Genomic DNA, 11,911 nt, shown 5'->3' with positions numbered 1-11,911 from the left:
CGTCACCTGTGACGCGAGTCGGGGGTGGGAAGGAGATCCATGCCCGGCGGGGACCGCTTCGCGCGTTCGGAGCACCCGAATGACGCGCGGTTCACTCATCCGCCCCGTGGGACTCGCGCGACGTGCCCAGGCACGCCGACGATCGGCACATGACGACCCCTGCCCTCCTCGGGCAGGGCGGATTCTTCCGACCCTCCCCGAAGAGAGAAGAGGTGTGCCGGATGACCACGTCGGCACGTATCTCCCAGTCGGCGTTCGACGGCTCCAGGCTGCGGGTGATCCTGCTGCTCGACCTGTACGAGGGAGCGCAGCAGCAGTTCCTGGAGGCGTACGACCTCATGCGCCGCCAGGTCGCCACCGTCCCCGGTCACATCAGTGACCAGCTCTGCCAGTCCATCGAGAACCCCTCGCAGTGGCTCATCACCAGCGAGTGGGAGAGTGCTCCGCCGTTCCTCGCCTGGGTGAACAGCGAGGAGCACGTCGAAACCGTCAAGCCGATGCACAGCTGCGTCCGGGACACCCGGTCCATGCGCTACAGCGTGCTGCGCGAGACCGGAGTCCGCGAACCGCTCGCGCAGGCCTCGGCCGGCGTGCAGGTGGCGCCCCGCGTGGGTGACGGAGTGGCCCGCCACGCCCTCACCTTCACCGTCAAGCCGGGCTCCGAGTCGAAGGTCGCGGAGCTCCTCGCCGGGTACGAGTCGCCGAAGGCCCAGGTCGACGAGACCACCCGGCTCCGCCGCACCTCGCTCTTCATGCACGGCAACCGCGTCGTGCGGGCCGTGGAGGTGGAGGGCGACCTCCTGGTGGCCCTGCGCCACGTCGCCCGCCAGCCCGAGGTACGGGCGGTCGAGGAGGCCATCAACCCGTACCTGGAGCAGGACCGGGACCTGACCGACCCCGAGTCGGCGCGCGTCTTCTTCACCCGGGCCGCGCTTCCGGCCGTCCAGCACGTGGTGTCCAGCCGTCCGGCCCCGGCCGAGCTGCGGCGCCACGCCCTGTACTACCCGGCCAAGGAAGGCCGCGGCATCGAGCTGGCCCAGCTCCTCGCCCGGCAGGACGCCGAGGCGGCCGAGGACCCGGACAGCCCCGTGTACGGCAGCACCGTCTTCCACCGTGACGACATCGTGGTGCGCCTCATCGACATCACGGGCGACCTCGACCTCGACCCCGCCGCCTCGCTCGGTCTCAAGGGCCCGCAGAAGGCCGCCGAACTGGAGCGGCTCCTCGACGGTGCCGCGATCGGCGTCGAGGGCTCCCTGACGACGGACCGCAACATCAACCGGCTCCTGTCGCACGCCGACATGCTGCCCGTCACCGACCGCACCTCGGCGGAATCCTGAGGGTTCCCGACGTGCCGCCGCGGCCCAACCCGTGACCGTTCTCCCGGACGTCACCGCCACACTCGGAGGTATCAACCATGCTTCATCAGCGTCCCCGCATCGTGAAACTGAGCGAGACGGAGCCCAACCGCAGGCGCGGAGGTGACCTGCGGGCCATGCTCACCCCGGCCACGGTGGGTTCCACCAGCGGCTTCATGGGCCTGGCCATCGTTCAGCCCGGCGAGCGCATCGGTGAGCACTACCACCCGTACTCCGAGGAGTTCGTGTACGTCGTCTCCGGCGCGCTCGAAGTGGACCTGGACGGGGAGACGTACGCGCTCCGGCCCGAGCAGGGGCTCCTGATCCCCATCGACGTGCGCCACCGCTTCCGCAACGTCGGCGACGAGGAGGCCCGGATGGTCTTCCACCTGGGCCCGCTCGCACCCCGGCCGAGCCTCGGCCACGTCGACACGGAGGACACCGACGAGGCCGAGCTCGCCGCCGCCGGGCCGCACCTGACCGTGGGCGATCCCGGGCAGCCGGCCGAGCGGAGCGGGGCGATCGAGTGAACCGGCGCGTGGCCGTCACCGGGATCGGCGTGGTCGCTCCGGGCGGCACCGGAGCGGCGGCGTTCTGGGACCTCCTCGCCGAAGGCCGTACCGCGACCCGCGGCATCACCCTGTTCGACCCGGCGGGCCTGCGGTCCCGTATCGCCGCCGAGTGCGACTTCGACCCGCTCGCGCACGGCCTCGACCCGGAGCTGAGCCTGCACGCCGACCGGTACATCCAGTTCGCCGTGGTCGCCGCCGGAGAAGCCGTCCAGGACTCCGGCCTCGACACCGACACGGAGGACCCGTGGCGCGTCGGCGTCTCCCTCGGCAGCGCCGTCGGCGGCACCACCCGGCTCGAACACGACTACGTCCTGGTCAGCGCGGGCGGACAGCGGTGGGACGTGGACCACCGGGCGGCCGACCCGAAACTGCACATGGCGTTCTCCCCGAGCACCCTCGCCTCGGTCGTCGCCGAACGGTTCGGCGCCCGCGGCCCGGTGCAGACCGTCTCCACCGGCTGCACCTCCGGTCTCGACGCCGTCGGCTACGCCTTCCACACCATCCAGGAGGGCCGGGCGGACGTCTGCATCACGGGGGCGTCGGACTCCCCGATATCGCCGATCACCATGGCCTGCTTCGACGCCATCAAGGCGACGTCGCCCGACAACGACGACCCCGCCCACGCCTCCAAGCCCTTCGACAACCGGCGCAACGGTTTCGTGATGGGCGAGGGCGCGGCGGTCCTCGTCCTGGAGGAGTACGAGCACGCCCGGGCCCGCGGTGCGCACATCTACTGCGAGATCGGCGGCTACGCCACCTTCGGCAACGCGTACCACATGACCGGTCTGACCGGCGAGGGACTCGAGATGTCCCGGGCGATCGACAGCACGCTCGACCAGGCCCGGCTCGACCCCACGCTGATCGACTACGTCAACGCGCACGGCTCCGGCACCCGGCAGAACGACCGGCACGAGACGGCCGCCGTCAAGCGGTCCCTCGGCGCCCACGCCTACGACACGCCCATGAGCTCCATCAAGTCGATGGTGGGACATTCGCTCGGAGCGATCGGCGCGATAGAGGTGGCCGCCTGCGTCCTCGCCCTGAAGCATCAGGTCGTACCGCCGACGGCGAACTACGAGATCCCCGACCCCGAGTGCGACCTGGACTACGTGCCGCGCACCGCCCGCCCCCGGAAGCTCAGGAACGTGCTCTCCGTCGGCAGCGGGTTCGGCGGGTTCCAGTCCGCGGTGCTCCTGACGGAGCCGGCAGGGAGGACACCATGAGCACCGAGCGCCCACGGCGCGCCGCCGTCACCGGCATCGGGGTGATCGCCCCCAACGGACTGAGCGCCGACACGTACTGGAAGTCCGTCCAGGAGGGCATCGGCGTCCTGGACCGGATCACCCGCGAGGGCTGCGAGCACCTCCCGCTCAAGGTCGCGGGCGAGGTCCGCGGCTTCGACGCCGCCGCCCTCATCGAGGAACGCTTCCTCGTCCAGACCGACCGCTTCAGCCACTACGCCATGGCCGCCGCCCAGCTCGCGCTCGACGACGCGGGCGTCGGCCGGGACGACCCCGAGGACGCCTTCTCCATCGGAGTGGTCACCGCCGCCGGGTCCGGCGGCGGCGAGTTCGGCCAGCGAGAGCTCCAGAAGCTGTGGGGCCAGGGCTCCAAGTTCGTCGGCCCGTACCAGTCCATCGCCTGGTTCTACGCCGCGAGCACCGGTCAGATCTCCATCCGGAGCGGCTTCAAGGGACCGTGCGGCGTGGTCGCGAGCGACGAGGCCGGCGGCCTGGACGCCCTCGCCCACGCGGCCCGCGCCGTACGGCGCGGCACGGGCGCGGTGGTCGTCGGCGCCGCTGAGGCGCCCCTCGCCCCGTACTCGATGGTCTGCCAGCTCGGCTACCCCGAGCTCAGCACCGTCGAGGAACCCGACCGCGCCTACCGCCCCTTCACCGCGGGAGCCTGCGGCTTCGTGCCCGCCGAGGGCGGCGGCATGCTCGTCGTGGAGGACGAGGACCGCGCCCGCGACCGGGGAGCCACCGTCCGGGCCGTCGTGGCCGGACACGGCGCCACCTTCACCGGCGCCTCCCGCTGGGAGGAGTCCCGGGAGGGCCTCGCCCGCGCCATCGGGGTCGCGCTCGCCGAGGCCGACTGCGCCCCGGAGGAGATCGACGTCGTCTTCGCCGACGCCCTCGGCGTCCCGGAGGCGGACCGCGCCGAGGCGCTTGCGATCGCCGACGCCCTGGGGGCACACGCCCGCCGCGTGCCCGTCACGGCGCCCAAGACCGGGTACGGCCGCGCCTACTGCGGCGCACCCGTCCTGGACACCGCGGCCGCCGTCCTCGCGATGGAACACGGCCTGGTGCCCCCCACCCCCCACGTGTTCGACATCGACCACGACCTCGATCTGGTGATGTCCCGCGCTCGCCCCGCCGAGCTGCGCACGGCCCTCGTCCTCAGCAGGGGACTCATGGGATCCAACGCGGCGCTGGTAGTGCGCCGCGGTGGCGACACCGCCCGGTAGACCGGGCGGGAAGGAGAACAGAGATGATCACCACCGAAGTGACCTTCGACGAACTCGCCACGCTGATGAAGCAGGCGGCCGGAGTCACCGTCGACCCCCGGGAGCTGGAGAGGACGTCGGACACGCCCTTCAGCGTCATCGGCCTCGACTCGCTCGGCCTGCTCGGCATCGTCGGGGAGCTGGAGAACCGGTACAGCCGGTCGCTCCCCACCGACGCGGAGCGCTGCAAGACGCCCGCCGAGTTCATCGACCTCGTCAACAACTCGTTCAGGACGGGAGTCTGACGTGCCGGGACACACCGACAACAGCGTCACCATCGACGCCCCCCTCGACCTCGTCTGGGACATCACCAACGACATCGAGAACTGGCCCCGGCTCTTCAGCGAGTACGCCTCCCTGGAGGTGCTCTCCCGCGAGGGCGACTCGACGACCTTCCGCCTGACCATGCACCCGGACGAGTCCGGGAAGGTCTGGAGCTGGGTGTCGGAACGCACCGTGGACCGCGAGAGGCGCACCGTCGACGCCCGCCGCGTCGAGACCGGGCCGTTCGACCACATGAAGATCCGGTGGGAGTACGAGGAGACACCTGTCGGCGTCCACATGCGCTGGGTGCAGGACTTCGCGATGAAGCCCGACGCCCCGGTCGACGACGACTGGATGACGGACAACATCAACCGCAACTCCCGCACCCAGATGGCCCTCATCCGGGACCGCATCGAGCAGGTCGCCCGTGAGCGCCGGCACGCACCGGTCCTGCCCGGCTGACCCCCACACCCAGGAAGGACACTCGATGCACCACGCCCTGATCGTCGCCCGTATGGCGCCCGGTTCGGCGCCCGCGATCGCCGACGTCTTCACCGAATCCGACCGCGGCGAACTGCCGCACCTGGTCGGCGTCTCCCGGCGCCGCCTGTTCCAGTTCGGCGACGTCTACCTGCACCTCATCGAGTCGGAGCGCGACCCGGCGCCCGCCATCGCGAAGCTGACCGGGCACCCCGAGTTCCGGAGCGCCAGCGAGCGACTGTCGGCGTACGTCAGCGCGTACGACCCGGAGACCTGGCGCAGCCCCAAGGACGCCATGGCGCAGTGCTTCTACCGCTGGGAGCGGGACGCCGGTTCCTGAACGAGGCCCCAGCGGACATCCCGAGGCCGCCGACTCCGTGAGAACACGGGGCCGGCGGCCTCGGGATTTCCCCGCGTCCCGCGAGGTCAGGCGGGGACAGCGCACTCGAAGGCGTGGAGGTACGCGTTGACCGGCCGGATCTCGCCGATGACGAGGCCCGCCTCCGTCAGCCGGTCGACCATGGACTGCCGGGTGTGCTTCGCACCGCCGACGTTGAGGAGCAGCAGCAGGTCCATGGCGGTCGTGAACCTCATCGACGGGGTGTCGTCCACGAGGTTCTCGATCACGACGACGCGGGCACCCGGCCGCGCCGCCTTCCGGACGTTGGCCAGCGCCCTGCGGGTGCTGTCGTCGTCCCACTCCAGGATGTTCTTGATGACGTACACGTCCGCCTCGACGGGGATGGCCTCGCGGCAGTCCCCGGGCACGATCCGGACCCGGGAGGCGAGCGAGCCGCCGTCCCGCAGGCGCGGATCGGCGTTCTCCACCACCCCCGGCAGATCGAGCAGCGTGCCGTGCAGATCCGGGTGGCGCTCCAGGAGGCTCGCCAGGACGTGCCCCTGACCGCCCCCGATGTCGGCGACGGAGGAGACCCCCGTCAGATCGAGCAGGTCGGCGACGTCCTGCGCGGACTGCCGGCTCGACGTCGTCATCGCCCGGTTGAACACGTACGCCGACTCGGGGGCGTCCTCGTTGAGGTACGGGAAGAACTCCTTGCCGTACACGTCCTGGAAGACGCCCCGGCCGGAGCGTACGGCCTCGTCCAGCTTCGGCCACACGTCCCAGGTCCACGGCTCGGTGCACCACAGCGCGATGTACCGCAGGCTGTGCGGGTCGTCCTCGCGCAGCAGCCGGGACATCTCGGTGTGGGCGAAGGTGCCGTCGGGCCGCTCCTCGAAGACGCCCTGGCCGACGAGCGCGCGCAGCAGACGGCGCAGGGTGCCCGGCTCGGTCTCCACCGCGGCGGCCAGCTCCTCGACGGTGCGGGGGGTGTCGCCCAGGGCGTCCGCGACGCCGAGGCGGACGGCGGCGCGGACGGCCGCGGCGCGCGCCGCCCCGAAGACGAGCTCCCGCAGCCGCATGGGCGGCGGGGGCGCCGGTTCGAGGGTCGTGGGTGCCGGATCAACAGTCGTCATCTGTCGCCTTGTCTCTTCTGTCGTGCCGTGGGTGGGGGAGGGGAGGGGGAGCGGACGCCACGAGCCGTGCCGGCCGTTCCCCCCGGACCGTTCAGCACATTCCCGCGGGCTCCGAGACCCCGCAGGTGTTGCCGCGGAAGGTGTTGCCCTTGCCGGTGTCCCGGTTGGCCAGGTCGGCCGAGCCGTTGCGGAGGACCACGTTGTCGCGGATCTCGTTGCGCTCGTTCAGGGCGCCCACGAAGCTCTTGAACAGCACGATGCCGCCGGAGAGCGGGGAGGCGCCCACGTTGTCCACGATCCTGTTCTCCGCCACCACCGTCTCCTCGGCGCCGGTGAGGACGATGCCCGAGCCCTGGAGGAAGGGCAGACGGGGCGTCTTGGGGCAGAGCTTGTTGTTGGCGTGGACGTGGTTGCGGCGCAGGGTCATCGCCCCGGCGCGCGGGGTGGACTCGTCACCCACCACGAACACCGCGGCGCAGTTGCCGGTCGCCTCGTTGTACTGGACGGTGAGGTTGCGCAGACGCCGCACCGTGAGGCCGATGCGGTTGCCGGAGAGACGGTTGTGACTGATCACCGTCCCCTCGGCGTCGACGGCTCCCGACTCCGTGTCGGTGGTGTTGGACACGAAGAGCCCGGCGTCTGCGTTGTCCCGGGCGGTGTTCCCGCTCAGCGCGCTGCGGACGGACCGCTCCAGGGCGATGCCCCAGTTGCCGTTCTTCTCGGCGGTCACCCGGTGGACCTTCAGCCGGTCGGTCCGCGAGGCCCACAGGCCGTTCTTGGTGAAGTTCCTCAGGGTCAGCGACCGTACGGTGACGCCCTTGACCGGGCGGCTGTCCGTGCCGGTCACGCAGATGCCGTGACCGGCCTTGGCACAGGCGTCGCCGGCCGCGGCGGCGCCGGGCACGATGACGGTGGGGAAGACGGTCGAGCCCCGCAGGGTCAGGTTCGAGGTCGTGATCGTGACGCTCTCACGGTAGGTACCGGGGGACAGGACGATGGTGTCCCCCGGCCGTGCGGCGTCCACGGCCTTCTGGATCGATTCGCCGGGCTTCACCTGATGCAGCGACCGGGAGGCGGACGCGGGGGCGGCGCCCAGGCCGGTCGTCACCACGGCCACGGTGCATGCCAGGTAGGCAATCTGTCGTCTGGTCATATGGCGAAGTTATGAGCGGGCCCACCGCCCCGCCACCGCTGATCACCCGCTCGGGCTCCCTGGCCACCCGAATGTCGAACGGACCCGGGAGCGGGTCGCGCCCGCGGGCAACGACACCGGACCGCGCCTCACCTGAGCGACCGTCAGTCCCACGCGGCGGCAGGCGCCCCGGCCCCGCGTCGTCCTAGCCCATTCGCCGCCCGGGCGCCGACGTTCCCGTCACGGTGGGTCAGCTGCCGTGACCTGCGGTGACGAACCCGGGGAGGGCGGTCAAGAGCCCGACCGGGCGACACCCTCGCACGCCTCTCGCGTTGCGGCGGTCCCGGGGCGAGGGTTCCCTCGGGCACGGAGCACAGCACAGGAGCCGCGCGGACACGCCGGCCGAGAACTGCTCCCTCGGAGGAGAGAAAACCATGCGTCTCGCCCGTACCGGTCTCCGGATCGCCCTGATCGCCGGCGCCCTCGCCCTGTCCGCCCCCACCGCCCTGGCCGCCGAGGGCGAATCCTCGACCGCGGCGAGGGACGTCCGCGTCCACCCGCGCAACGCCGCCCCCGGCAGCACCGTCACCGTCACCACGACCGCCTGCGGCAAGGAGACCTACGGCAAGGGCGTGTCCGAGGCGGCCGGGAACTTCCACCTCTTCGCGGGCGACCGGCCGGGCGTCCTCGTGGGTGAGTTCAAGCTGCCGAAGGACTCCGCCTCGGGCACGGACACCCTGACCCTCAAGTGCCCGCCCCGGGTCAAGCTGACCGCCACCTACCAGATCGCCGGCCGCCCGAACGGCGCGGTCGACGCCGGATTCGGCGGCACCGCCGACAAGGGCACCGAGTTCGGCCTCGGCTGGCTGCTGGTGGGCGCCGCCGTCGTGGGCGGCGCCGTCAAGATGCGCCGGCGCGCCACGGCCGCCGGGAGCCCGGCCTGACCGTCCGTCCGCCGCGTCCCTCCGTCCCCGTCCCCGCGAGGGCGCGGGGACGGAGTGCTTCCCGGCACCGAGCAAAGGCATCGCCACCATGAGGAAAGACTCCGGGACGAGGGCCGGCGGCCCGTCGTCGCGGTACACCCCGTCGTTCAAGCTGCTCGCCTGGACCGCGCTCGCCGGAGCCCTGCTGCTCGCCGACGCATTGCGCGACGACCCTCCGCAGCCAGGGAACCAGGTCCGGTCGGAGGTCGCGCGGACCGCCGTACGAGCCGCCGCGCCGCAGCGCCCGGCCCTCGCGCCGTTGCCCGCGTCGGACCCGCTGCGGATCCGGATCCCCGCCATCGGGGTCGACGCCCACCTGATGCGGCTGGCCCTGGACGAGTCGGGGGCGCTGGAGCCGCCGCCCGTGAACCTCCCCGCCTTCGCCGGCTGGTACGCCGACGGGACCGCGCCCGGTTCCCGCGGGACGGCCGTCGTCACCGGACATCTGGACACCCCCGCCGGTCCCGCCGTCTTCCACGATCTGGGCGCCCTCGAACGGGGCGCCGAGATCGCGATCGCACGCGCCGACGGCCGCACGGCCCTCTTCACCGTCGAGGCGGTGGAGGACCACGCGAAGAGCCGGTTCCCCGACGACAAGGTCTACGGGGAATCCGGCCGCCCCGAACTACGGCTCATCACCTGCGGCGGCGGCTGGTCCGACAGCACGGGATACCAAGCCAACACGGTCGTCTACGCCTCCCTGACCGCCGTGACCGCCGTGAGGTAGCGGCGTGCCGCGTCGCGGCCACGGCCCGGCCGGGGTGCGGCGACGGCAGGCCCGGCCGGGGTGCGGCTACACGGCAGGCCGGGCCCCAGCAGGTGCGCGGCGAGTGGAAGAACCCCAACGGGCCCTGGCAGACCGCTCGGGACCGGGGCTTCCTGGTTTTCCGCATGCTTACGGGGAACGTGGGCAGGCGCGGTACATCCGACGGCTCGACCCCTGGACGGCGTCATGCGAAGCGTGGGCGTGGAAGAAGAACTGCTGCTGGTGGACGCGCGCGGCGGCGCACCGCTCGCCGTCTCCGGAGCGGTCCTGGCGGCCGCGGACCGCCTGGCCTGGCAGCGACCCGGCGGCGGTCCGGAGAAGCACGAGTTCGAGAAGGAACTGCAGAAGGAGCAACTGGAGTTCGCCACCAAGCCGGTGACGGAGATGGGCGAACTCCGGGAGGAGATCATCCGCATCCGGGGCGAGGCCGCCCGCCACGCGGCGACCGCCGGCGCGTCGGTCGCGGCCATCGCGACCTCTCCGCTCCCCGTACGGCCCTCACTGAGCGTGGGCCGCCGCTACGAGTGGCTGGGGAAGCAGTTCGGTCTGACCGCGCAGGAGCAGCTGACGTGCGGTTGCCACGTCCACGTCTCGGTCGCGTCGGACGAGGAGGGCGTCGAGGTACTGGACCGCATCAGGCCCTGGCTGGCCGTCCTGCTGGCGATGAGCGCGAACTCGCCCTTCTGGCAGGGCGAGGACAGCGGGTACGGGAGCTACCGCAGCCGGGTCTGGAACCGGTGGCCGTCGGCCGGCCCGGTGGACATCTTCGGCTCGGCCGACCGCTACCACGAGCAGGTCCGCGCGATGATCGACACCGGGGTGCTGCGCGACGAGGGAATGATGTACTTCGACGCCCGGCTCTCCGCCACGTACCCCACGGTCGAGGTCCGGGTGGCCGACGTCTGCCTCGACCCCTCGGACGCCGTCCTGATGGCCGCGCTCGTACGCGGCCTCGTCGAGACCGCGGCCCGTGACTGGCAGGACGGCGTGCCTCCGGCGAGGGTCGGCACGAGCCTGCTGCGGCTCGCCTCCTGGCGGGCGGGGCGTTCGGGCCTCGACGGTCCGCTCCTGCACCCCGAGACCCTGCGGGAGACGTCCGCGGAGCACGCCGTCTCGGCCCTGTACCAGCACGTACGGGAGGCCCTGGTGGCCGCCGGCGAGGACGAGTGGGTCCGCGAGGGCATCGCCCGCCTGCACGAACGCGGCACCGGGGCCCGCGTCCAGCGGCAGCTGCTGGCCGACGGGGGGTCACTCGCCTCCGTCGTCGGGCGGTGCGCGGAGATGACGACGGCGACCTGAGGCCCGGGAGCGGGCACGGCTCTCCACCCCTGCCTTCGACGGTACGGCCCCACCCTCACCGGCACCGACGCGGGATCACTCCTCCGCGCGGGGCGGGACCGGTTGCCCCGCCGGGACGAGACGGGGAACGAGGCGGACGTAGACCACCATGCCGAGGAGCTCGACGAGGGTCTGCGTGACGACGACGACCGCGGCGACGGCCAGGGTGTCCGGCAGGGCCAGCGCGAGGGGGAGGACCACGAGGGAGTTGCGGGTCGCGCCGGTGAAGACGACCGCCCGCCCGGCCGGGACGTCGAGGCGGAACAGCCGGGCGACGCCCCTCCCCGCGAAGGCCATGATCACGAGGAAGGCCGCGTAGAAGGGGAGCACACCGGCGACGTCGGTGAGGTTGTCGCCCAGCTCGGGGACCTGCGAGGCGACCACGGTCAGCAGGGTCGCGGCCATCAGCGGCACCATCGTGGCCGACGCGGCCGCGGAGACCCTCCGCCCGGCGGGGCGGCGCGCGGCCCACGCCTGCAGGGCCCAGGCGAGCGCGAGCGGGACGACGATCAGGACGAGGAAGGCGTCCAGGAACGGACCGGCCTCCACGACGTCGGCCGGACCGGCGCCCAGGAACAGGTACAGGAACCCCGGGAGCAGCAGCATCTGCGCCACCAGGAGGAGCGGGGTGGCGGCGAGCAGGCGGCGGCCGGATCCACCGGCGAGCCCGCAGAAGACGATCACGTAGTCGACGCACGGGCAGAGCATCACCAGCAGGAACCCGAGGCGGACGGCCTGGTCGGCCGGAAGGAGGGCGAACATCGCGGCGACGACGAGCGGCACCACCACGAAGTTCACCGCCAGCGCGGCGGCCAGGAAGCGGCCGTCGCGCAGGGAGCGGAACAGCGCCGCGGCCGGGACCTGGAGGAAGGTGACGAACAGCAGGGCACCGAGGACGGGGCTGATCGCCTGTTCGAGGCCCGGACCGGCGGCGGGGGCCAGCCACCCGGCCAGCCCGCCCGCGGCCATCGCCGCGAGGTAGATCGCGACCTGGTGGTGCTCCATCCGCTCGACCGCGCCCCGCGGCCCCTGCTCC

At 72.4% G+C, this 11,911-nt stretch carries 13 protein-coding genes; 10 read left to right on the top strand and 3 right to left on the bottom strand.

Translation table 11 applies throughout. The annotated features are described in order from the left end of the window. The first annotated feature begins 221 nt into the window (after positions 1–221). The 7 genes from ACRRSS_RS20865 to ACRRSS_RS20835 all read left to right on the top strand — a co-directional run bounded on the left by ACRRSS_RS20865 (position 222) and on the right by ACRRSS_RS20835 (position 5,520). On the top strand, positions 222–1,340 hold the full coding sequence (locus ACRRSS_RS20865) for a SchA/CurD-like domain-containing protein (RefSeq protein ID WP_435972633.1): 1,119 nt from the start codon (positions 222–224) through the stop codon (positions 1,338–1,340). Between the two features lie 77 nt (positions 1,341–1,417). Next, positions 1,418–1,888, top strand: coding sequence for a cupin domain-containing protein (locus ACRRSS_RS20860; RefSeq protein WP_351907696.1), 471 nt, complete (start codon positions 1,418–1,420; stop codon positions 1,886–1,888). Beyond that, positions 1,885–3,153: a beta-ketoacyl-[acyl-carrier-protein] synthase family protein gene (locus tag ACRRSS_RS20855; protein WP_435972632.1), complete on the top strand. Its 1,269-nt coding sequence runs from the start codon at positions 1,885–1,887 to the stop codon at positions 3,151–3,153. The genes ACRRSS_RS20860 and ACRRSS_RS20855 overlap by 4 nt, the downstream gene beginning before the upstream one ends. Then, a complete protein-coding gene (locus ACRRSS_RS20850) occupies positions 3,150–4,397 on the top strand; it encodes a ketosynthase chain-length factor (RefSeq protein WP_435972631.1) in 1,248 nt (415 codons plus the stop codon). The genes ACRRSS_RS20855 and ACRRSS_RS20850 overlap by 4 nt, the downstream gene beginning before the upstream one ends. Positions 4,398–4,420: 23 nt before the next feature. Continuing rightward, positions 4,421–4,681: an acyl carrier protein gene (locus tag ACRRSS_RS20845; protein ID WP_435972630.1), complete on the top strand. Its 261-nt coding sequence runs from the start codon at positions 4,421–4,423 to the stop codon at positions 4,679–4,681. Position 4,682: 1 nt separating this feature from the next. Next, positions 4,683–5,162: an SRPBCC family protein gene (locus ACRRSS_RS20840; protein ID WP_435972629.1), complete on the top strand. Its 480-nt coding sequence runs from the start codon at positions 4,683–4,685 to the stop codon at positions 5,160–5,162. Between the two features lie 25 nt (positions 5,163–5,187). Continuing rightward, complete coding sequence (locus ACRRSS_RS20835) at positions 5,188–5,520, top strand: TcmI family type II polyketide cyclase (protein WP_435972628.1); 333 nt, start codon at positions 5,188–5,190, stop codon at positions 5,518–5,520. Positions 5,521–5,606: 86 nt separating this feature from the next. On the opposite strand, the gene ACRRSS_RS20830 is transcribed toward ACRRSS_RS20835, so the two are convergent. Beyond that, complete coding sequence (locus ACRRSS_RS20830) at positions 5,607–6,656, bottom strand: methyltransferase (protein ID WP_435972627.1); 1,050 nt, start codon at positions 6,654–6,656, stop codon at positions 5,607–5,609. A gap of 91 nt (positions 6,657–6,747) precedes the next feature. Then, positions 6,748–7,809, bottom strand: a complete 1,062-nt coding sequence (locus tag ACRRSS_RS20825; protein WP_435972626.1) for a right-handed parallel beta-helix repeat-containing protein — start codon at positions 7,807–7,809, stop codon at positions 6,748–6,750. Positions 7,810–8,222: 413 nt separating this feature from the next. On the opposite strand from ACRRSS_RS20825, the gene ACRRSS_RS20820 reads away from it, so the two are divergent. The 3 genes from ACRRSS_RS20820 to ACRRSS_RS20810 all read left to right on the top strand — a co-directional run bounded on the left by ACRRSS_RS20820 (position 8,223) and on the right by ACRRSS_RS20810 (position 10,836). Further along, positions 8,223–8,732: a sortase gene (locus ACRRSS_RS20820; RefSeq protein WP_435972625.1), complete on the top strand. Its 510-nt coding sequence runs from the start codon at positions 8,223–8,225 to the stop codon at positions 8,730–8,732. An 88-nt stretch (positions 8,733–8,820) separates the two neighbouring features. Beyond that, on the top strand, positions 8,821–9,498 hold the full coding sequence (locus ACRRSS_RS20815) for a class F sortase (protein WP_435972624.1): 678 nt from the start codon (positions 8,821–8,823) through the stop codon (positions 9,496–9,498). Positions 9,499–9,723: 225 nt separating this feature from the next. Further along, on the top strand, positions 9,724–10,836 hold the full coding sequence (locus ACRRSS_RS20810) for a glutamate--cysteine ligase (RefSeq protein WP_435972623.1): 1,113 nt from the start codon (positions 9,724–9,726) through the stop codon (positions 10,834–10,836). 75 nt (positions 10,837–10,911) lie between these two features. Here the strand turns inward: ACRRSS_RS20810 and ACRRSS_RS20805 are convergent, their stop codons facing one another. Further along, positions 10,912–11,880 (bottom strand): bile acid:sodium symporter, encoded by a 969-nt coding sequence (locus ACRRSS_RS20805; RefSeq protein WP_435975385.1) that lies wholly within the window; start codon positions 11,878–11,880, stop codon positions 10,912–10,914. Positions 11,881–11,911: the final 31 nt, after the last annotated feature.

Origin of the sequence: Streptomyces sp. Qhu_M48, from assembly GCF_051305195.1 — a bacterium.
Taxonomy (GTDB): Bacteria; Actinomycetota; Actinomycetes; order Streptomycetales; family Streptomycetaceae; genus Streptomyces.
This window is presented reverse-complemented; position numbering and strand designations above follow the sequence as displayed.

Coding starts and splice junctions, on each gene's coding strand:
- ACRRSS_RS20810 (WP_435972623.1), top strand. CDS start 9,724: ATGCGAAGCGTGGGCGTGGAAGAAGAACTGCTGCTGGTGGACGCGCGC.
- ACRRSS_RS20835 (WP_435972628.1), top strand. CDS start 5,188: ATGCACCACGCCCTGATCGTCGCCCGTATGGCGCCCGGTTCGGCGCCC.
- ACRRSS_RS20830 (WP_435972627.1), bottom strand. CDS start 6,656: ATGACGACTGTTGATCCGGCACCCACGACCCTCGAACCGGCGCCCCCG.
- ACRRSS_RS20825 (WP_435972626.1), bottom strand. CDS start 7,809: ATGACCAGACGACAGATTGCCTACCTGGCATGCACCGTGGCCGTGGTG.
- ACRRSS_RS20820 (WP_435972625.1), top strand. CDS start 8,223: ATGCGTCTCGCCCGTACCGGTCTCCGGATCGCCCTGATCGCCGGCGCC.
- ACRRSS_RS20805 (WP_435975385.1), bottom strand. CDS start 11,880: ATGGAGCACCACCAGGTCGCGATCTACCTCGCGGCGATGGCCGCGGGC.
- ACRRSS_RS20850 (WP_435972631.1), top strand. CDS start 3,150: ATGAGCACCGAGCGCCCACGGCGCGCCGCCGTCACCGGCATCGGGGTG.
- ACRRSS_RS20865 (WP_435972633.1), top strand. CDS start 222: ATGACCACGTCGGCACGTATCTCCCAGTCGGCGTTCGACGGCTCCAGG.
- ACRRSS_RS20845 (WP_435972630.1), top strand. CDS start 4,421: ATGATCACCACCGAAGTGACCTTCGACGAACTCGCCACGCTGATGAAG.
- ACRRSS_RS20860 (WP_351907696.1), top strand. CDS start 1,418: ATGCTTCATCAGCGTCCCCGCATCGTGAAACTGAGCGAGACGGAGCCC.
- ACRRSS_RS20815 (WP_435972624.1), top strand. CDS start 8,821: ATGAGGAAAGACTCCGGGACGAGGGCCGGCGGCCCGTCGTCGCGGTAC.